This is a genomic window from Micromonospora sp. NPDC050397, assembly GCF_044901685.1.
Lineage (GTDB): Bacteria > Actinomycetota > Actinomycetes > Mycobacteriales > Micromonosporaceae > Micromonospora_G.
On sequence record NZ_JBJDPS010000002.1, the window covers coordinates 461,003 to 480,026 of the forward strand.

A 19,024-nucleotide genomic window follows, 5' to 3' on the forward strand; every position below is an offset into this window, starting at 1 on the left:
TTCAGGCGTGAACGGTGGTGGGACCGGTTCATTCCGGCCCCACCAGCCTTCAGCTGCCCCAGCCGTGCCGTCGTAGCCAGTTGCGTACGTAGTCGATCCCAACTTTCGATATTGCTTGTCCAAGTTGAGTGAAAACCTGTACAAGCAATTGTTCGAACAAGTGCTCCATGCCTGGCTGAAGGGTTCGGATGAGCGATTGTCTGAAACCCGCGTCGCGGTGGGCGCGGCGTTCGACGGCTGCTCGGTACTCCTCGAATTCACTCATTTAATGATCTCCTAAAAAGCGATTTGACTAGCGGATTTCAGCGGTCTTAAGGTCGTATATCGGGCGCTCGGTCCTGCGATCCCATACCACGATGTTGGAGAGATGGCGAGCGGTGTCGAATGGGATGTCGCTAATGTTCTCCGTCTTTTCGATCACGTCGGCGAAGCGGGCGACCGATTCCCATCCGAGCTTGTTGAGGATCGCTGCCAGGACGCGAGTAAGGTCGTAATTGAAGATCGACGAACAAGAAATCACACGATGGTTCTCGCGTAGCCTCTGCCATACTTCCGAGGTGTCGGGGAATCTGGCCAGAAGCCTTTTCTCGACCTGGTCGGTCACGTATCCGTGGCAGATCAGTTCTCGCCCTTCGATTTCCAGTCGATGTCCCGCTACCTCCGAGAGAATCGACAGCTTTCGTCCACTGAACCGGCCGGTTACGTAAGTCCGGGAAACCAGTTCCTGGTAATGCGGAGCAAGAAGCACTTCTTCAAAGTACCGTTCACGCTCTTCCAGTCGACCGGTTACCGCCTTGGGGGGTGCGAACGTGCCGGAGTTGCCGTCCAATGCGTAGATCCAGGACGGATTCGAGAGGACATCCGCCTTCGTCAGAATAAAGGTGAGCCTGGAAAGCAGGAGACGGCGCTGGTCGATGCTCCGACCAGAGAGCAGGGCATCCAGTGTTCGAACGTCCTGGAGTGTCGACCTGTTGTCAACGTGGCATGCCCAGATCGCCACGTCACAGCCGAGTAGTAGGTCGGCGTACACATCGAGGTAGCCCGCGTCAGCCGATTCAGACTCACCTATTCCAGGTAGGTCCCAAAAGATGATCTCGTGCCCCTCGTTGCTTCTGACCGAGAGCGGAGTTGGCTGTTTTGTCGTCGGGCGAGCGTGGCCAACCTCCAGGTTTGCGGCGAACATGGCATTCAGGAGTGAGGACTTTCCTACGCCGGTCTGGCCCATGATCGCAACGGATAAGGGCCGCTTTCGTAGATCGCGGTAGCGAGTGGCTACTTCCGCCCCGATGGCCTCGAGTTCCTCCTTGTTGGATTCGCGTGGTGATCGCAAATTTGCTCCTCGTGTGCAGGGACGACCCGAATCTCTTCCCAAATTGCATCGTCGCGGTACTTCCGCCGCAAGAGCCAAACTGCTTCCCGTGTGCTTCCGGACCATTTCCCGATTGCTCCCGGGCATGATCTGTCGTACGCTCGGCGTCCTCATCAAGGACGGAAGGAGTTGGCCGGATGCCGCTGAGAGTGAGGCTCTTCGGTCCTGCCGTGATCGAGGTCGACGGCGTGACTCACAGGCTGACTCCAAAGGCGATGGTCGTCCTGATTCGGCTGGTTGTCGCTGAGGGGCAGCCCGTCACCGTGGAAGAATTGTTTCGGGACGTATGGGGCCTGCCCGGTGTTACAGTCAGGCGGGCGGACCGAGTCAGCGTCCAAAAGCGTATTAGTGAACTACGTGCATGCCTCGATCCGTTGCATCCGGGCGAGGATTCTCGTGTACTGATCACCGAACGGGCGCAGATCTCCGCCTATCGGCTGGTGCTGCCTGCCGAACAGGTCGACGTCTTTCGCTTTCGGCGTATGGTTATGTCCGCCCAAGGGCTCAATCGACCCGAGGCGATGGTTGAGTTGAGGACAGCGCTTGATCTCTGGCGGGGAACACCGCTTTCCGATGCGGTGGACGCCCGCTTCGCCGTCCGGCTGGTCCGTCAGTTAGAGGTGATACGTACCCAGGCTCGGCGGGACCTGGTTCGGCTATACGCCGATCTTGGGCTACTTGATCGTGCCTTCGACCTCGGTATCCGTCTGTGGTCCGACGATCCGGACAACGTAGAGTTACGGTCCGAGTTGGATGTCCTCGCGCGCCGTATGCGGAGCCGGACCGAGACGCGCGGCGGTATCGGTCGGCGGTTCGAAAACCCTGCGTTCCAGGTGAGCGTGCTATCGGGAGATCTGTTCGTCCAAGACGACGCACATCTCGTTGTCGGATTCAGCGACACGTTCGATACCTCTGTACGGGACGACCATGTCATCAGCCGTCGGAGCGTGCAGGGACAACTGCTAAACGAGTTTTACGGCGGTGATCAGGCCTCCATCGATCGTGCGCTGCGATCGGCGCTTGGTCGCATCGCTCCACTCAAGGTCGAAAGCCGGCGTGACAAGCGGCGTGGCAAGTTGGTCCGCTATCCGCTCGGGACTGTGGCGGTGCTGAGTCACTCCGCTCGACGGATTTTCGCGGTCGCTTACAGCAGCATGGGAAATGATCTTGTTGCCCAGTCGACTCTGGACGACCTGAGAATCGGCCTCGACAACGCCTGGAACGCGGTAGCGAGGTACGGCCAACTCCGGCCGGTGGCGATGCCCATCGTCGGTTCGGGGCTTGCCCGAGTGATGCCAGGTGAGTCGGAGGAGTTGCTGGAGATGATCGTCGAGTCGTTTGTCCGACGCTCACGTGAGGGACTGATCTCACCTGAACTGCGTATCGTTGTGCCGCCCGACAAATTCGATAAGATCGACGCGCTTCGTGCGGTCGCATTCCTAAACAGCCTTTGAACGGGGGTAGGGGTGGACCCTCAGTTCCTGCTCGTGTCGCCGTCGCTGCCGATCCTCGCTTCGCGATTCCGTTCCCGGGTGCCCGGCCGCTTCGGATTCTGTCGTTATCGACGTGTTCGATGGCAACCGCGGCGATAGGAAATCGTTGTGGTCGGTCCGGCTAGTCGCCGGCGCCCGGCTTTCCACACAAACGGTCAGCTAGGGAGCTTCGTCCTCGACCGTGATGCCGAGCGCACCGGCCAGGGTGTACGAGAGCGCGATCAGGTCGGCCCGGGCGACGATCGCGCCGGCCATGCTGGTCACCCCGCCGATTCCGGCCAGGTCGCAGTTGGCGAACCGGGCCCCGGCCAACTTCGCCTGGCTGAACTGCGCACCGGTCAGGTCGCAGTCGGTGAACCGGGCCCCGGTCAGGTCCGCGTGCTGGAAGTCCGCCCGGCTGAGGTTGCAACCCTCGAAGGCCACCGTGTGCAGGTCACTGAACCGGAACGACGACAGGTCGAGCCGGCATCCGGCGATGGTCACGTCCCGCAGGGAGCCGTTGACCCAGTGCGCGCCGGTCAACCGGGAGGACGCGATTCGTACCCGGAGCAGGGTCGGCCGGTCGGCCCGGAGATTGGCCAGGTTCGAGTTCTCCACCAGGCAGTCGCGCAGCGTCGCTCCGTCGAGCTGGGTCCCGCTCAGGTCGGTTCCCCGGATCCGGCACTGCTCGAACTCGACCGCCTCGGCCGTACGGCCGGACAGGTCCAGGTCCAGGAATCCGAGCCGGCGGAAGGTCGCCTCGTGGTCGAGGGTGTGCTCCTCGGCCGTGGCCAGGTCCAGCGACGACGGCCGCCTCGGTTCCGCCGGCACCCGCGCGTGGGACCGGCCCGGGTCCCGGCGTATCGAACGTACGGACATGCCGGCACGCTAGCCCACCCGGAACGGCGGCCGGCGTCAGCGGGTGGGGAGGCGGCGAGCCGCCGGGTGGTAGGACGAGCCGGCGACTGGGTATGACCAGCCGCATGACGTACTCCGTTGATCGTGCCCGGCGCGGACCGGTCCCGGGCGCCGAAGTCAGGGTGCCGAGGTGACCAGGGTCGCGGTGGTGGCCCACCGCAAGAAGACGCTCGGCGGCGGGCTCGGCGAGCTGCGTCGGCGGCTCACCGACGCGGGCGTCGACGACCTGCTCTGGTACGAGGTGCCGAAGAGTCGCAAGGCGCCGAAGAAGGCGCGCAAGGCGGTCGAGTGGGGTGCCGAACTGATCCTGGTCTGGGGCGGTGACGGCATGGTGCAGCACTGCGTGGACGCCCTGGCCGGTTGGGACGGGGCGATCGGGATCATCCCGGCCGGCACGGCGAACCTGCTCGCCACCAACCTCGGCGTACCGCAGGATCTCGAACAGGCGCTCGGGATCGCGCTGGGTGGCGAGCGTCGCCGGCTCGACCTCGGGCGGGTCAACGGGCAGCACTTCGCGGTGATGGCCGGTGCCGGCTTCGACGCGGAGATGATCTCGGACGCCGACCGGCACCTCAAGGACGAGATGGGCAAGCTCGCCTACGTCTGGACCGGCTTGCGGCACGTACGCGACGAGACGGTGCCGGTGAAGATCCGGGTCGACGGGGAGAAGTGGTTCGACGGCGAGGCGAGCTGCGTGCTGCTCGGCAACGTCAGCCAGATCACCGGCGGGATCGAGGCGTTCGACGACGCGCGGCCGGACGACGGTCGGCTGGAGGTCGGCGTCGCCACCGGGCACGGGGCGCTGGACTGGGCCCGTACGCTCGGCCGGATGGCGGTCGGCCGGACCGAGAAGTCGCCGCTGGTCCAGGTCACGCAGGGGCGCAAGATCGACGTACGGTTCGGCGAGCCGACCGCGTACGAACTCGACGGCGGCGCGTACGGCACCAGCAAGCGGCTGAAGGCACGGGTGGTGCCGGACGCGATCACCGTCTGCGTACCGGTCCCCGGCCCGGCCTAGTCGACCGCTCCGCCGGCTCTTCGGCGTGGGCGCGGTGCGCTGCCTGCGAGCGGCTCAGCCGTTCCCGGGTTCGCGTCGGCGCATCAGGGCCTCGTACTCGACGAAGGGAGCGAGGCCGACCGCGCGCCGCCGGTCGTCGAGCTGGGCGGGATCCTCGATCGGCTGGGCGGTCAGCTTTTCCGGATCGTCCGGGTCGTGCCAGAACTGGGTGCCGTACACCTGGGGTTTGCCCTCGGCCCGGAGCACCCGGTCGGTGAGGTAGGCCAGGTGGACGGTGCTCGCCTCGCCGTCGCGGACCGCCCGTTCGAGCAGGCCGAGACAGCGCCGCTGGAACTCCGGATCGCGGTCGGCGTGCTGGGCCAGCAACCAGACGGCGTTCGCCGCCTCGTCGCCGACCTCGCTGCGCCTGGGCCAGCCGTGCCGGTCGAGCACCGATTTCAGCCAGGCCGTGTTCTCGGTGTCGACGATTTCCACCCGGGCCCAGTCGTCGTAGTTGTTCGGCTGTCTCGGCAATTCGGACCGGGCCTGCTGATCGCGGTCCATCCGCACGACAAGCTCTTTCGCGAGGCTGTTCTCCGCCATGTCGGTCACCATTTCCCTGCCCCGGTCGCACTTTCCGTCGCCGGTTGCTCTCTTCCCGCCCGGTCGTCTTTCCGCTCGCTTGTTCACTCCTTGTCGGCCGGTCGCGTTCTGTGTCGTCCGGGTCATGACCCGGTCGGGGTGACGGGAGGCGGCAGCGGGGCGACGATGAGGACCGGATTCCCGTCCGGGTCGGCGACGTACGCGACCCGTTCGCCCCATGGCTGGTCGGTCGGCTCGAACAGCACCGGGACCCCGTCCCGGCGCAGCTGCGTGACCGCCTGGTCGACATCGTCGGTGTAGACGCAGATCTCTGTCCGGCCTCCGTTGTCCGAACGGCGTGGCATGCCGTGCAGTGCGATCCCGCCCGCCCTGCCGAATGCGAACTGAACCCCGCCGAGCGTGAGCACGACGAACTCCGGATCACCATCCTCGGCACCGTCGGCACCGTCGGCACCGTCGGCACCGTCGGCGTTGTCGTGGTCGCCGTGGTCGCCCGGAAAACGGTACGACTCGGTGAATCCGAGGTGGTCCCGGTAGAACGCCGTGAGCTTGCCGAGATCGTCACTGAGGATGATCGGAAACGGTTCCCGAAACGTCACCGGCATGGTCGCGACCATATGTGGGTGCGATGTTCGCCGGCAAGGGTTACCGGGTGTGTCGCCCTGGCTCGACCAGGGTCTGTCGGCCGGGGGACGTGTCACCCCGCACGGACACCACGGCAGCGGCCGAGGTCTACCACGCCGTCACGCTCGGCATGGGTCCTGCGCACCCGGGACGGCACCCACCGCCCCACCCGCCCCCGCCCCGCATCAACGCCCTCAGGCGAGAGGGGCGGGGTGGGTGGGGGCACGGGGGGTCAGGCGCGTAGGCGGAGGCTGCGGGGGGTGGGGCGGAAGCCGGCGGCGGTGAGGGCGGCGGCCAGTGCCGTGCCGGAGACCGACTCGCCGTCGGCGCGTTCCACCGAGAGGGTGCCGAGGGCGCCGGAGTGCACGGCGTCGGCGAGTGCCTTCGCCGCCAGCATCAGGGTCTGCTCGTCGTCGGTGAACGACAGCAGGGTGCGGCCACCCCGCTCGACGTAGAGCGCCAACCCGCCGCCGACCAGGATCACCAGCGCACCGGCCTTGCGCCCGGCCCGGTGACCACTCGTTCCCCGCTCCCCGTCACCGGAGTCGACCACCCGCTCCGGCCAGGGCAGGGCGGCGCCGTACGGGTTCGCCGGGTCGGTGGCGGCGAGAACCAGGGCGGTGTCGGCGCGCTGGCGGCCGTCCTCCGGCTCGGCCAGCGCGCGTAACCGGTCCACCGCCCCGGGTACGGCGAACTGGGCCGCGCCGAGCCCCTCGACGAAGTAGCCGCGTCGGGCCGCACCGCGCTCCTCCATCGCCACCAGCACCGGGTAGACGGCGGCAAAACCGCCGGTCACCCCCTCGGCGGCGACCGCCCCCCGGGTGACCAGCCCGTGCCGCTCCAGCAGCAGGTCGGCCAGGGCGGCGGCCCGGCGGGTCGGATCGGTGTCCCGGTCCGGCAGGCGGGACCAGCGACCGGCGACCGCCGGTGGGCCGCCCCGGGCCGGCAGCACCGGGCGACCCGGGCGCCGGTAGCGGGTGCGGGGCGCCCCGGGCCGGGCCCGGTGGGCACCGCGCCCGCCGAGCAGTGCGCGCAGCGGGGCGATGGTGTCGTTGGTCAGCCAGCCGGCCCAGGCCAATTCCCAGACGGCGGCGACCAGCGGCTCGTCGTCGGTCGAGCCGACCCGGTCGGCCAACGCCCGGAAGAAGAGCGCCTGTCCGTCGCCGAGCGCGTCGAGTATCGCCTGGTGCAGCGGGGTGAGCGCGAGTGCCGGGTCGGGCGGGGGGAGCAGCAGTGGCGCCGCGTCGGCGTACGCCAGGCTGACCCAGCCGTCGGCCGCGCCGATCGCGCCGGACCCGGCCCAGGTCACCTCACCGCTGGCGCAGAGCTCGTCCAGGTACGCCGGGGAGTAGTCGACCACCCGCGCCGGCAGGATCAGGCTCTCCAGTGCCGAGGCGGGCACCGCCACGCCCTGCAACTGCTCGATCGCGGCGGCCACCGCCTCCACGCCCCGGGCGTTGCCGCCGACCTGCTGCCAGCGGGGCAGGAACGTGGCGAGTGCGCGCGGCGGGACCGGCTCGATCTCCCGGCGCAGGGCGGCCAGCGAGCGGCGGCGCAGCAGCCGCAGCACCTCGGCCCCGCACCACTCGGTGCCGGTGCCGCTGGGGGAGAACTCGCCGGAGACCACCTGACCGGTGGCGGCGAGCCGGCGCAACGCCTGCTCCACCACGAACACCCCGAGCCCGAACCGGGCGGCGCAGGTGGCCGCCGCGAACGGCCCGTGCGTACGGGCGTACCGGGCGACCAGGTCACCGAGCGGGTCGACCACCGGTTCCAGGTACGCCTGCGCGACGCCGACCGGCAGCGCCACCCCGAGCGCGTCGCGCAGCCGCCCGGCGTCCTCGACCCCGATCCAGCGTTGCTCCCCGGCGATCCGGACCCGCAGCACCCGCCGGCTCGCCTCCAGGCCGGTCAGCCACTCCGGTCGGACACCGCGCTCGTCCAGCTCGGCCGGGGTCTGGTCGCCGAGCCGCCGGAGCAACTCGACCACGTCCTCGGCGTCCCGGGGCCGGCGCTGCTCGGTCAGCCAGAGCAACTGCCGCTCGGTTTCGGCGACCACCGCCGGGTCGAGCAGTTCGCGCAGGTCGACCCGGCCGAGCAACTCGCCGAGCAGGGTCGAGTCGAGGGCCAGCGCGGCGGCCCGCCGCTCGGCCAGCGGAGCATCGCCCTCGTAGAGGAAGGCGCCGACGTACCCGAAGAGCAGTGACCGGGCGAACGGCGACGGCTGCGCGCTCTCCACCTCGACCAGCCGGATCTTCCGGGCGGCCAGGTCGCGCATCAGCCCGACCAGCGCCGGTACGTCGAAGACGTCCTGTAGGCACTCCCGGGCCGCCTCCAGGGTGATCGGGAAGTCGGCGTACTCGCGGGCCACGTCGAGCAGTTGGGCGGCGCGTTGCCGCTGCTGCCAGAGCGGCTGGCGGCGGCGCGGGTCGCGGCGGGGCAGCAGCAGTGCCCGGGCCGCGCACTCGCGGAACCGGGCCGCGAACATGGCCGAGCCGCCGACCGCCTCCTGCACGAGTTGACCGATCTCGTCCGGGTCGAAGCCGACCAGGTCCGCGCCGGGCGGCTCGTCGGCGGTGTCGGGCAGTCGCACCACGATGCCGTCGTCGCTCGGTACGACCTGCGCGTCCACCCCGTACCGTTCGGCCAGCCGGCGGCCGATGGCGAGCGCCCAGGGGCCGTTGACCCTGGCCCCGAGCACCGAGTGCACGGTCAGCCGCCAGTCGCCCAACTCGTCGCGGAAGCGCTCGACCACCACGGTCCGGTCGTCCGGCAACGCCCGGGTCGCCTCCCGCTGCTCCCGCAGGTAGGCGACCAGGTTGCCGGCCGCCCAGGCGTCCAGCCCGCCGTCGCGCAGGCCGGCGGTGGCGGTCTCGTCGTCCTGCTTGACCAGTGCCCGCAGCCGGGCGCCGATGGCTCGGCCCAGCTCGATCGGTCGGCCGAGGTTGTCGCCCTTCCAGAACGGCATCCGGGCGGCCTGTCCGGGGGCGGGGGAGACCAGCACCCGGTCCGGCGTGATGTCCTCGATCCGCCAGGACGAGGAGCCGAGCAGGAAGACGTCGCCGATCCGGGACTCGTACACCATTTCCTCGTCGAGCTCGCCCACCCGCGAGGCGCGCTCGGCGCCGGCCAGGAAGACCCCGAACAGGCCCCGGTCGGGAATGGTGCCGCCGCTGGTGACGGCGAGCCGCTGGGCACCGGGTCGGCCGGTGAGCAGGTCGGCACCCCGGTCCCAGACCAGCCGGGGGCGCAGTTCGGCGAAGGCGGTCGAGGGGTAGCGGCCGGAGAGCATGTCCAGCACCGCGTGCAGGGCCGATTCGGGCAGTTCGGCGAAGGGCGCGGCGCGGCGGACCAGGGCGGCCAGGTCGGGCACCCGCCACTCGTCCAGCGCCACCATCGCGATGATCTGCTGGGCCAGCACGTCCAGCGGGTTGCGCGGGTAGTGCAGCTCCTCGATCGCCCCGTCGCCCATCCGTTCCGCCACCACCGCGCAGGAGATCAGGTCTCCCCGGTGTTTCGGGAATACGACCCCCCGGGAGACCGCGCCGACCTGGTGTCCGGCCCGGCCGACCCGTTGCAGCCCGGCCGCGACGCTCGGCGGCGCCTCGATCTGCACCACCAGGTCGACCGCGCCCATGTCGATGCCGAGTTCGAGGCTGGAGGTGGCGACCACGGCGGGGAGCTGGCCGGACTTGAGCGCCTCCTCGATGTGCTTGCGCTCCTCCCGCGAGACGCTGCCGTGGTGCGCCCGCGCGATCACCGGCGGCGCCCCATCGGCGGCGCCGGACTGGGCCATGATCTCCGCCGGCAGCCGGTCGGCCGGTGCCCGCCGCGCTGACCGGGACGGTCCGGCGGCGAGCGCCGGCCCGTCCGGTCCACCACCGGCTGTCGACGGCGCGTCGGCCGGTCCGGCGGCGAGTGCCGGGCCGCCGTCGGCAGCCGGAGGCGCCATCGCCTGCTCGGCGGCGAGTTCGTTGAGCCGGGCGCAGAAGCGTTCCGCGCCGCGCCGGGAGTTGGTGAAGACGATGGTGGACCGGTGTTCCCGGATCAGCTCGAAGACCCGCTCCTCGACCGCCGGCCAGATCGAGGCGCGGCGGGGAGTGCCCAACTCGTCGTCGGGCGGGGTGTCCCGCTCGTCGAGCCGGGTCATGTCCTCGACCGGCACCTCGACGCGCACCTCGATGGTCTTCGGGGTGCGCGGTTGCACCACGTCCACCGGGCGCGCGCCGGCCAGGAAGCGGGCGGTGGCGTCGATCGGGCGGACGGTGGCGGAGAGGCCGATCCGTTGCGCCGGCCGGGGCAGCAGCCCGTCCAGCCGTTCCAGGGAGAGGGCCAGGTGGGCACCGCGTTTGGTGGCGGCCACCGCGTGCACCTCGTCGACGATCACCGTCTCGACTCCGCGCAGCGAGTCCCGGGCGGCCGAGGTGAGCAGCAGGAAGAGCGACTCGGGCGTGGTGATCAGGATGTCCGGCGGGGTACGCGCGAACGCCCGCCGCTCGTCCGCCGGGGTGTCGCCGGTGCGCATCCCCACGGTGATCTCCGGTGGCGGCAGTCCCAGCCGGGTGGACGCCTGCCGGATGCCGGTGAGCGGGGTGCGCAGGTTGCGTTCGACGTCGACGGCGAGCGCCTTGAGTGGGCTGACGTAGAGCACCCGGCAGCGGTGCCGGGGGTCCGCCGGGCGGGGTTCGTTGGCCAGCCGGTCCAGCGACCAGAGGAAGGCGGCCAACGTCTTGCCGGAGCCGGTCGGCGCGACGACGAGGGCGTTGTGTCCGGCACCGATGGACTGCCACGCGCCGGTCTGGGCGGCGGTGGGCGCGGCGAAGGCGGCGGCGAACCACTCCCGCGTCGCCACCCCGAACCGTTCCAGCACCTCGGCCATGGGCCAATCCTGCCCGGTGGCTACGACAGTCGGCGTCCGCCCGTGGCCTCCTGTCGGATTTGCGCCCTTAAAGGGTGGTTCCTACGTTAAGTGTCACTTAACTGCTTGCTGGGCTAGTGCCACATAAAGTAACTTCTCCGGCAGCCCGACGTCGGTACGGAGGGGGCCGGATGACCGCCGAACAGCGCAGCGCCAGGCAGGACGCCGGCCCTGGCACCGAGCGCGGTACCGACGTGCTCATCCGGAAGGTCGACGGTCACCTGGCCGCGCTCCGGCTCGGGCTGCGCGGTGCCGACCTCGAACTAGCCGAACGTGTCGGCGCCTGCCTGCGGGTGCTGGTCCTCGACACGGCCCAGGCCAGCGCCGCCGACCGAGCCCGGGTACGCGCCGCGGTGCACTATTTCGTCCTGCGCCGCGAGGGGCGCGGCCAACTCGTCCCGGTGCGTTCGCTGGCCGCGGCGCAGCACCTGGTCAACCGGGTCGTGCTCCAGCTCGGACGACCCGACCTGCTGGTCGGCTCCACATCGGACTGACCTCCGCCACCGACGCCGCCCCGCCGCCCCACCGCCGCCCACCACCGGTGCCGGGAACGCTTGCCCGGGCGGTGCCGGGAACGCGTACCCGGGCGGTGCCGGGAACGCGTACCCGGGCGGTGCCGGGAACGCGTACCCGGGCGGTGGCGGCCGTACCCGGTAGACTGCACCCGCCGACGATCGCCCGTACCGGGGGACCTGCCGACGAGCGATCGACGAGTGCCGCTCGAACGAGCGACCACTCGGGCGGGAAGCGCTCCAGTGGGCCGGAGGATGGGGAGACGGACGCGATGTGGGACGGGCGCCTGACGCGCCGGCCGGTCGGCCGGCTGCTCGTCGCCGTCCTGGTCGCACTCCTGTCACTGGTCGCGGTGCACGGCGCCGGGTCCGCCGCCACACCGGCCGGCGCCCTCGCCACACCGCACGCCTCGATCGGCGCCGCCCCGCACCAACCCGGTCTCGGCGCGATCGGCCGGGGTGAGCAGGACGCCGGTCCGCGCCGCTCCGCCGTCAGCGCCCACAGCGAGCAGGAACTGCCCCCGCCGGCACCGCGACTGGTCGCGGTCACGGTCGCGCCCGTCGTCGCACCGCCCGCCCCGGCGGTCGCCGCCGCGCCCGTCACCACCGACCGGGCCGGTCCGCACGGCAGGACGGTCTCCGGCCGGTCGAGTCGGGCTCCGCCGGCCTGATCCCGGCCGGCACCACCGGGACCACGTGCGGCTGACCGCCGTCGACCGGTTCCGCTCCGAACCGGGTCACCCCCTCTCCGGGTACGTCCATCCGTCCGGGCCACGGCCCGCGCGGCTCAACCGCGTACCCGTGGGGTTTTAGCCCTCTTCTCGGTATTCGCCGGCATTATCGCCGTTTCTGCCGTCTGATCCTCCACAGCCACAGACCCTTGGACAAGGGCCTGCGATGACCTCTACCTGGAGAACGCATGCTGGTGCTGCTGAGCCTCCATCTCGCGCTGGCGCTGATCGCGCCACTGCTCGTCCGTTGGTGGGGTCGCCGCGCCTTCTACCCGCTGGCGCTGGCCCCGGCGGCGGCCCTCGGCTGGGCGGTGGCCCGCAGCGGTACGGTCCGCGACCACGGCGCGGTCACCGAGACGTACGGCTGGGTCAGCCAACTCCACCTGGACCTGGCCCTCCGGCTGGACGACCTCTCCTGGCTGATGGTGCTGCTGGTCGGCGGGGTCGGGGCCCTGGTGCTGATCTACTGCGCCCGCTACTTCGCCGACGGGGAGCCGGGGCTGGGCCGCTTCGCCGCCGTCTTCGTCGGGTTCGCCGGGGCGATGTTCGGCCTGGTCGTCGCGGACAACCTGGTCCTGCTCTACGTGCTCTGGGAGCTGACCACGGTCTGCTCCTACCTGCTGATCGGCCAGCACCCGGAGAAGTGGGCCAGCCGCCGGGCCGCCGCCCAGGCGCTCGTCGTGACCAGCGCCGGAGGGCTGGCCATGCTGGTCGGCCTGATCATGCTCGGCCAGCACGCCGGCACCTACCGGATCTCCGAACTGGCGCACGCGCCGCTGCCGGGCGGCGGACACCTCGCCACGGTGGTCGTGTTGATCCTGGTCGGTGCGCTGACCAAGTCCGCGATCTTCCCGGTCAGCTTCTGGCTGCCGGCCGCGATGGCCGCTCCCACCCCGGTCAGTGCCTACCTGCACGCGGCGGCCATGGTCAAGGCCGGCGTCTACCTGGTCGCGCTGCTCGCCCCGATCTTCGCCACCGTGTCGCCGTGGCGGCCGATGGTCCTGGTCGCCGGGGCGGTCACCATGATCCTCGGCGGCTGGGCCGCGATGCGCCAGACCGACCTGAAGCTGCTGCTGGCGTACGGCACGGTCAGCCAGCTCGGCCTGCTGTTCATCCTGACCGGGGCGGGCACCCGGGACGCCGCGCTCGCCGGCACCACGATGCTGCTCGCGCACGCCCTGTTCAAATCCGCGCTCTTCCTCGTCGTCGGCATCGTCGACCACAGCACCGGCACCCGGGAACTGCCCTCGCTCTCCGGACTGGGCCGGCGGATGCCACTGGTCTGCGCCGCCGCCGTACTCGCTGCGGCGTCGATGGCCGGACTGCCGCCGTTGCTCGGGTTCGTCGGCAAGGAGGCGGTGTTCGAGGCGTTCCGGCACGACCCGTTGCTGCTCGCGCTCCTGGTCGTCGGCGCCACCCTGACCGTCGCGTACAGCCTGCGCTTCGTCTGGGGCGCCTTCGCGGCCAAGCGCGGACTGCCGGCCACCCCGGTCCGTCCGGTGGCGGTCGCGATGGCCGCACCGGTGGCCCTGCTCGCCCTGACCGGGCTGGCGCTGGGCGTACTGTCCGGGCCGGTCGACGACCTGCTGGTGCCGTACGCCGCGCGGTTCGGCCCGGGTGAGTACCACCTCGCGGTCTGGCACGGGCCCGGCCTGGCGGTCGGGCTCTCCCTGGTCGCGCTCGCCGCCGGGGGGCTGCTCTTCGCGCTCCGCGAGCCGATGGCGCGGGTCGTCACCCGGCTGCACGCCCCGTTCGACGGCGCGACCGCCTACGAGAAGATCACCTACGGGCTCGACCGGGTCGCGGTCGAGGTGACCGGCGCCACCCAGCGCGGATCGCTGCCGCAGTACCTCGGCACCATCCTGGTGGTCCTGGTGGTCGTCCCGGGCGGAGCGCTGCTGCTCGGCCGCCCCTGGCCGGACCGGGTCGCGCTCTGGCACAGCCCGGTGCAGATCGTCATCGCGGCGGTGCTCGTCACCGCGGCGGTGCTCACCGTGCGGGCCCGCCGCCGGCTGACCGCGATGATCCTGGTCGGCGTCACCGGCTACGGCACCGCGATGATGTTCATCCTCGGCGGCGCCCCCGACCTGGCGCTGACGCAGTTCCTCGTCGAGACCGTCTCGATCGTGATGTTCGTGCTGGTCCTGCGCCGGCTGCCGGCCAACTTCTCGGCCCGGCCGCTGCGCCGCAGCCGGTGGTTGCGGGCCGCCATCGGTACGGCGGTCGGCCTCGTCGTGACCGGGCTGGCCCTGGTCGCCGCCGGTGGCCGCCAAGCGGTGCCGATCTCGGTCGACTTCGCCGAACTCGCCGTCTCGTACGGCCACGGCCGCAACATCGTCAACGTCACGCTGGTCGACATCCGGGCCTGGGACACGATGGGCGAGATCGCGGTGCTGGTGGTCGCCGCGACCGGCGTGGCCAGCCTGATCTTCCAGCATCCCCGGGCCGGTCCGGGTCCGCGCCGCCCGGAGGTCGGCCGTCGGCTGCTCGGCCGTCCGGAGCGCCGCCGGGAGCGGGTCTGGCTGCGCGCCGGTCCGACCCTGCGCGACCGGCGCCGGTCGATCGTCTTCGAGGTGGTCACCCGGCTGATCTTCCACACCATCGTGCTCTTCTCGCTCTACCTGGTCTTCTCCGGACACAACGCGCCCGGCGGCGGGTTCAGCGGCGGGCTGGTGGCCGGTCTGGCGCTGGCCGTGCGCTACTTCGCCGGCGGCCGGTACGAGTTGGACGAGGCGGCGCCGGTGGACGCCGGTCTGGTGCTCGGGGCCGGGCTCTTCGTCTCGGTCGGGGCCGGTGTGCTGGCCCTGATGCTCGGCGCCGACGTGTTGCAGAGCGCCGTGCTCGACCTGCACCTGCCGGTGGTAGGCGAGGTGCACCTGGTCACGTCGCTCTTCTTCGACATCGGCGTCTACCTGATCGTCGTCGGCCTGGTGCTGGACATCCTGCGCAGCCTCGGCGCCGAGGTGGACCGGCAGATCGAGGCCGGGGTGGGACCGGAGACGGAGCTGGAACCGTTGCGAGAGCGGGAGCTGACATGATCCCCAACCTGGTCCAGGCGCTCACCATCGGTGTGCTCTTCGGCACCGGCGTCACCCTGCTGTTGGAACGCAGCCTGACCCGGGTGCTGCTCGGGGTCATCCTGCTCGGCAACGGGGTCAATCTGCTCATCCTGCTCGGCGGCCGGTCCGGTGAGGCGCCGATCGTCGGGGTCACGCCGGAGTCGGAGATGAGTGATCCGCTGCCCCAGGCGATGGTGCTCACCGCGATCGTCATCACGCTCGGCATCACCGCGTTCCTGCTCGCCGTCGGCTACCGGAGCTGGCAACTGTTCGGTCACGACGAGGTACAGGACGACCTGGAGGATCAGCGGATCATGGTGCTCGCCGAGCGGGACGAGGTGACCAGCGCGGACGAGCGCGCGAACGAGGGTGGCGACGACGGCCCGGACCCGGAACAGGTGCCCGGTCCCGCCGGCCCGTTCATCCGCCAGGACCTCACCGACACCCCGGGCCCCCGTCCGTCCGACCCGGGTGCGATCCCGTCCGACCCGGGTGCGATCCCGTCCGACCCGGGTGCGATCCCGTCCGAGCCGGGTGCGATCCCGTCCGAGCCTGGCGAGGCTCCGGCCAACCCGGGTGCGAGTGGCCCGGGACACCGGGGAGGTGCGGCATGAGGGCCCTGGTCCCGCTGCCGGTCGTCATCCCGCTGCTGGCGGCGGCGCTGACGCTGGTCCTGGCCCGGCACCCGAGGGCGCAGCGGCTGGTCAGCGTCTCCGCGCTCGCCGCGACCCTCACCGTCGCGGTGATGCTGCTGGTGCTCTCCACCCGAGAGGGCCCACAGGTGGTGTACGTCGGCGGCTGGCCGGCGCCGGTCGGCATCGTGCTCGTCGCCGACCAGCTCTCGGCGCTGATGCTGGTGGTCTCCGCCGCGGTGACCCTCTGCGTGCTGCTCTACTCGATCGGCGAGGGTCGGGCGGACGGGGCGGACTCGACCCCGGTCACCATCTACCACCCCACCTACCTGGTGCTGACGGCGGGCGTGACAAACGCCTTCCTCTCCGGGGATCTGTTCAACCTCTTCGTCGGGTTCGAGATGCTGCTCGCCGCGAGCTACGTACTCATCACGCTGAGCGGGACCGGGGTGCGGATCCGCGGCGGTACGACGTACGTGGTGGTCAGTTTGCTCTCCTCGATGATCTTCCTGAGCGCGATCGGGCTGATCTACGCCGCCACCGGCACGCTCAACCTGGCCCAGCTCGCCGACCGGCTCGACGCGCTCCCGGCGGAGCTACGGCTGGTGCTGCACCTGATGCTGTTGCTCGCCTTCGGGATCAAGGCGGCGGTCTTCCCGCTCTCGGCCTGGCTGCCGGACAGCTACCCGACCGCACCCGCTCCGGTCACCGCGGTCTTCGCCGGGCTGCTCACCAAGGTCGGTGTGTACGCCATCATCCGCACCGAGACGCTGCTCTTCCCCGACGGGCAGGTGGACCACCTGCTGCTGATCGTCGCGCTGCTCACCATGGTGATCGGCATCCTCGGCGCGGTGGCCCAGTCGGACATCAAACGGCTGCTCTCCTTCACCCTGCTGAGCCACATCGGATACATGATTTTCGGGGTGGCGCTGACCTCGCTGGCCGGGCTCTCCGGGGCGATCTTCTACGTGGTGCACCACATCACCGTGCAGACCACCCTCTTCCTGGCGACCGGGTTGGTCGAGCGGCGCGGTGGCAGCACCAACCTGGACCGGCTCGGCGGGCTGGCCCGGGTGGCGCCGCTGCTCGGGGTGCTGTTCCTGGTTCCGGCGCTCAACCTCGCCGGGATACCGCCGTTCTCCGGTTTTCTCGGCAAGCTCGGCCTGCTCCAGGCCGGTGTCGCGGCCGGTGGTGTACTGCCCTGGCTGCTGGTCATCGGCGGCACCCTGACCAGCCTGCTCACCCTGTACGCCACGATGAAGGTCTGGAACCTGGCGTTCTGGCGCGCGCCGAGGCTGGCCGACCCGCACGCCCCGGCCGGGCTCTCGCCGATCATGGTCGGTGCCACCCTCGCCCTGGTCGTCCTCGGGATCGGGCTCACCGTGGTCGCCGGGCCGCTCTACCAGATCAGCACCGACGCGGCGGAGGACCTGAGACAACGTACGCCGTACGTGGAGGCGGTCTTCCCGGTGAGCGTCCGATGAGCGGCGTACCGGATGGCGGTGCAGCGGGTGGCGGCGTACCGGGTGGCGGTGCGGCGGGTGGCGGTGCGGCGGGTGGCGCACCTCCGCCGGCCACCACCAGCCGCCCGGTCAGCGGCCGGGGCCGGTGGCGCGACCAGCTTGTCACCGTGGCCTGGCTGGTGCTGGTCTGGAATCTGCTCTGGGGCGAGTTCACCTGGGGGAACGTGCTGGGCGGCGGCCTGGTGGCACTGCTCGTGCTGGTCTTCTTCCCGCTGCCCCGGGTCACCTTCGACGGTCGGATCCGTCCGCTGCCGCTGCTCCGGTTCGCCGGTCGGTTCGCCGCCGAACTGCTCACCGCCAGCGTCCAGGTCGCCCTGGTCGCGCTCCGGCCGGGGCGGGCCACGCAGAGCGCGATCATCGCCGTACCGCTGCGGGTGGGCTCGGACCTGAACCTGACCCTCACCGCCGAGGCGTTGTCCCTGGTCCCCGGCACGCTCATCGTCGAGGCGGTACGCCGCACCGGCACGCTCTACGTCCACGTGCTGGACGTACGCGATTCGGCCGACGTGGAGCGTGCCCGACGGGACGTGCTCGCGCTCGAACGGCGGATCATCCGGGCCACCGGCTCCGCCGCCGAACTGCGCCTCGTGGAGTCGCCGGGTCCCCTCTCCGACAAACCGCCCTCCGAGCCACCGCCGGATGGTGGACCGGAGGACGAGCCAGGGCCGGGTGGTGGACCGGTCAACGAGCCAGGGCCGGGTGGTGGACCGGTCAACGAGCCAGGGCCGGTCGACCAGCCACCGCCGGGTGGTGCCCCGAACGACGAGCCACCGCCGGTCGACCAGCCACCGACCAGCCGTACCGATCGAGGAGTGTCCGAATGACCGTGATCGTCATGATCGTCACCATCGTGCTCTGCGCCGCGGCGCTGCTGGCCCTGTTCCGGATCGTCCGTGGGCCGTCCCTACTGGATCGGGTCGTCGCCACCGACCTGCTGCTGGCGATCATCGTCGGCGGGGTCGGCACCGAGGCGGCGGTCAACCGGCACGCCACCACCCTGCCGATCCTGGTGGTGCTCGCCGTCCTGGGCTTCGCCACCTCGGTCGTGGTGGTCCGGTTCGCCGCCCGGGAGGAGTCGTGACCGGGGTGGCGGACCTGCTCTCGGCCGTCTTCCTGGTCGCCGGGGCACTGCTCAGTCTCGCCGCCGGGATCGGCGTGGTGCGCTTCCCGGACGTACTCTCCCGGATGCACGCGGCCACCAAACCGCAGATCCTCGGGCTGCTGCTGATCCTGGTCGGGGTCGGGCTGCGGCTGCGGACCGGCGCCGACATCGCCACCCTGATCCTGGTCGGCGTGTTCCAACTGGCCACCGCGCCGGTGGCCGCCCAGATGGTGGGCCGGGCCGCGTACCGCTCCGGCCGCTACCGCCCCGACCTCCTGATAGTCGACGAACTAGCCACCAAAAACCCCACCCCCGACCGTTAAGGAAGGGCCCCTTGTTATCGGATTTTGTATAGGAAGGGCCCCTTCCTAACGCTTGGGCGGGTGTGACGGCGGGGGCGTCGCAATTCGGGGCAGGTGAGGATTTGGGCATCCGCGTATTGCCGGCGCGGAGCGGGATGGTCAACCTACCCAGTGGTGATCGTCGATGTTGTCGACGGTCCGCTCCGGCGCCGGTCCACCGGCGGCACCGGAGTGACCCGACCTTCTCACCCTGGAGGACATG

Annotated in this window: 15 protein-coding genes and 1 pseudogene; 10 read left to right on the forward strand and 6 right to left on the reverse strand. The window is 70.7% G+C overall.

The genetic code is table 11. The features are described 5' to 3' along the window. Nucleotides 1-49: 49 nt before the first annotated feature. Together ACI2K4_RS08195 and ACI2K4_RS08200 are read right to left on the reverse strand one after the other, a co-directional pair. Entirely contained in the window at nucleotides 50-265 is a 216-nt protein-coding gene (locus ACI2K4_RS08195) for a hypothetical protein (protein WP_404509700.1), read from the reverse strand. Between the two features lie 27 nt (nucleotides 266-292). Further along, nucleotides 293-1,483 (reverse strand): GTPase family protein, encoded by a 1,191-nt coding sequence (locus ACI2K4_RS08200; RefSeq protein ID WP_404509701.1) that lies wholly within the window; start codon nucleotides 1,481-1,483, stop codon nucleotides 293-295. A 56-nt stretch (nucleotides 1,484-1,539) separates the two neighbouring features. On the opposite strand from ACI2K4_RS08200, the gene ACI2K4_RS08205 reads away from it, so the two are divergent. Beyond that, nucleotides 1,540-2,823: a macro domain-containing protein gene (locus ACI2K4_RS08205; RefSeq protein ID WP_404509703.1), complete on the forward strand. Its 1,284-nt coding sequence runs from the start codon at nucleotides 1,540-1,542 to the stop codon at nucleotides 2,821-2,823. 198 nt (nucleotides 2,824-3,021) lie between these two features. Here the strand turns inward: ACI2K4_RS08205 and ACI2K4_RS08210 are convergent, their stop codons facing one another. Beyond that, entirely contained in the window at nucleotides 3,022-3,720 is a 699-nt protein-coding gene (locus ACI2K4_RS08210; protein WP_404509705.1) for a pentapeptide repeat-containing protein, read from the reverse strand. Between the two features lie 169 nt (nucleotides 3,721-3,889). On the opposite strand from ACI2K4_RS08210, the gene ACI2K4_RS08215 reads away from it, so the two are divergent. Further along, a complete protein-coding gene (locus ACI2K4_RS08215; protein WP_404509706.1) occupies nucleotides 3,890-4,777 on the forward strand; it encodes a diacylglycerol/lipid kinase family protein in 888 nt (295 codons plus the stop codon). A 54-nt stretch (nucleotides 4,778-4,831) separates the two neighbouring features. On the opposite strand, the gene ACI2K4_RS08220 is transcribed toward ACI2K4_RS08215, so the two are convergent. The 3 genes from ACI2K4_RS08220 to ACI2K4_RS08230 all read right to left on the reverse strand — a co-directional run bounded on the left by ACI2K4_RS08220 (nucleotide 4,832) and on the right by ACI2K4_RS08230 (nucleotide 10,862). Then, a complete protein-coding gene (locus tag ACI2K4_RS08220; RefSeq protein WP_404509707.1) occupies nucleotides 4,832-5,359 on the reverse strand; it encodes a DUF6624 domain-containing protein in 528 nt (175 codons plus the stop codon). Nucleotides 5,360-5,481: 122 nt separating this feature from the next. Then, a complete protein-coding gene (locus tag ACI2K4_RS08225) occupies nucleotides 5,482-5,964 on the reverse strand; it encodes a VOC family protein (RefSeq protein ID WP_404509708.1) in 483 nt (160 codons plus the stop codon). Nucleotides 5,965-6,215: 251 nt separating this feature from the next. Then, nucleotides 6,216-10,862, reverse strand: coding sequence for a DEAD/DEAH box helicase (locus ACI2K4_RS08230; RefSeq protein WP_404509709.1), 4,647 nt, complete (start codon nucleotides 10,860-10,862; stop codon nucleotides 6,216-6,218). Between the two features lie 170 nt (nucleotides 10,863-11,032). Here ACI2K4_RS08230 and ACI2K4_RS08235 point away from each other — a divergent pair, with 170 nt between their 5' ends. From ACI2K4_RS08235 to mnhG, 8 genes and pseudogenes are all read left to right on the forward strand, one after another. Then, nucleotides 11,033-11,395 (forward strand): hypothetical protein, encoded by a 363-nt coding sequence (locus tag ACI2K4_RS08235; protein WP_404509710.1) that lies wholly within the window; start codon nucleotides 11,033-11,035, stop codon nucleotides 11,393-11,395. A 290-nt stretch (nucleotides 11,396-11,685) separates the two neighbouring features. Then, complete coding sequence (locus ACI2K4_RS08240; protein WP_404509711.1) at nucleotides 11,686-12,084, forward strand: hypothetical protein; 399 nt, start codon at nucleotides 11,686-11,688, stop codon at nucleotides 12,082-12,084. A 248-nt stretch (nucleotides 12,085-12,332) separates the two neighbouring features. Then, nucleotides 12,333-15,182: a Na+/H+ antiporter subunit A gene (locus ACI2K4_RS08245; RefSeq protein WP_404509712.1), complete on the forward strand. Its 2,850-nt coding sequence runs from the start codon at nucleotides 12,333-12,335 to the stop codon at nucleotides 15,180-15,182. Then, nucleotides 15,179-15,637: pseudogene (locus tag ACI2K4_RS08250) on the forward strand (Na(+)/H(+) antiporter subunit C); the annotation flags it as partial. The gene ACI2K4_RS08245 and the pseudogene ACI2K4_RS08250, both read left to right, overlap by 4 nt. A 176-nt stretch (nucleotides 15,638-15,813) precedes the next feature. Then, nucleotides 15,814-17,319 (forward strand): Na+/H+ antiporter subunit D, encoded by a 1,506-nt coding sequence (locus ACI2K4_RS08255; protein WP_404509713.1) that lies wholly within the window; start codon nucleotides 15,814-15,816, stop codon nucleotides 17,317-17,319. Next, nucleotides 17,316-18,182 (forward strand): Na+/H+ antiporter subunit E, encoded by an 867-nt coding sequence (locus ACI2K4_RS08260; RefSeq protein ID WP_404509714.1) that lies wholly within the window; start codon nucleotides 17,316-17,318, stop codon nucleotides 18,180-18,182. The genes ACI2K4_RS08255 and ACI2K4_RS08260 overlap by 4 nt, the downstream gene beginning before the upstream one ends. Continuing rightward, a complete protein-coding gene (locus ACI2K4_RS08265) occupies nucleotides 18,179-18,439 on the forward strand; it encodes a monovalent cation/H+ antiporter complex subunit F (protein ID WP_404509715.1) in 261 nt (86 codons plus the stop codon). The genes ACI2K4_RS08260 and ACI2K4_RS08265 overlap by 4 nt, the downstream gene beginning before the upstream one ends. Next, entirely contained in the window at nucleotides 18,436-18,783 is a 348-nt protein-coding gene (gene mnhG, locus ACI2K4_RS08270; RefSeq protein ID WP_404509716.1) for a monovalent cation/H(+) antiporter subunit G, read from the forward strand. The genes ACI2K4_RS08265 and mnhG overlap by 4 nt, the downstream gene beginning before the upstream one ends. Nucleotides 18,784-19,024: the final 241 nt, after the last annotated feature.

Coding starts and splice junctions, on each gene's coding strand:
- ACI2K4_RS08200 (WP_404509701.1), bottom strand. CDS start 1,483: ATGAGGACGCCGAGCGTACGACAGATCATGCCCGGGAGCAATCGGGAA.
- ACI2K4_RS08220 (WP_404509707.1), bottom strand. CDS start 5,359: ATGGCGGAGAACAGCCTCGCGAAAGAGCTTGTCGTGCGGATGGACCGC.
- ACI2K4_RS08265 (WP_404509715.1), top strand. CDS start 18,179: ATGACCGTGATCGTCATGATCGTCACCATCGTGCTCTGCGCCGCGGCG.
- ACI2K4_RS08235 (WP_404509710.1), top strand. CDS start 11,033: ATGACCGCCGAACAGCGCAGCGCCAGGCAGGACGCCGGCCCTGGCACC.
- ACI2K4_RS08260 (WP_404509714.1), top strand. CDS start 17,316: ATGAGCGGCGTACCGGATGGCGGTGCAGCGGGTGGCGGCGTACCGGGT.
- ACI2K4_RS08195 (WP_404509700.1), bottom strand. CDS start 265: ATGAGTGAATTCGAGGAGTACCGAGCAGCCGTCGAACGCCGCGCCCAC.
- ACI2K4_RS08225 (WP_404509708.1), bottom strand. CDS start 5,964: ATGCCGGTGACGTTTCGGGAACCGTTTCCGATCATCCTCAGTGACGAT.
- ACI2K4_RS08245 (WP_404509712.1), top strand. CDS start 12,333: ATGCTGGTGCTGCTGAGCCTCCATCTCGCGCTGGCGCTGATCGCGCCA.
- ACI2K4_RS08230 (WP_404509709.1), bottom strand. CDS start 10,862: ATGGCCGAGGTGCTGGAACGGTTCGGGGTGGCGACGCGGGAGTGGTTC.
- ACI2K4_RS08240 (WP_404509711.1), top strand. CDS start 11,686: ATGTGGGACGGGCGCCTGACGCGCCGGCCGGTCGGCCGGCTGCTCGTC.
- ACI2K4_RS08255 (WP_404509713.1), top strand. CDS start 15,814: ATGAGGGCCCTGGTCCCGCTGCCGGTCGTCATCCCGCTGCTGGCGGCG.
- ACI2K4_RS08210 (WP_404509705.1), bottom strand. CDS start 3,720: ATGTCCGTACGTTCGATACGCCGGGACCCGGGCCGGTCCCACGCGCGG.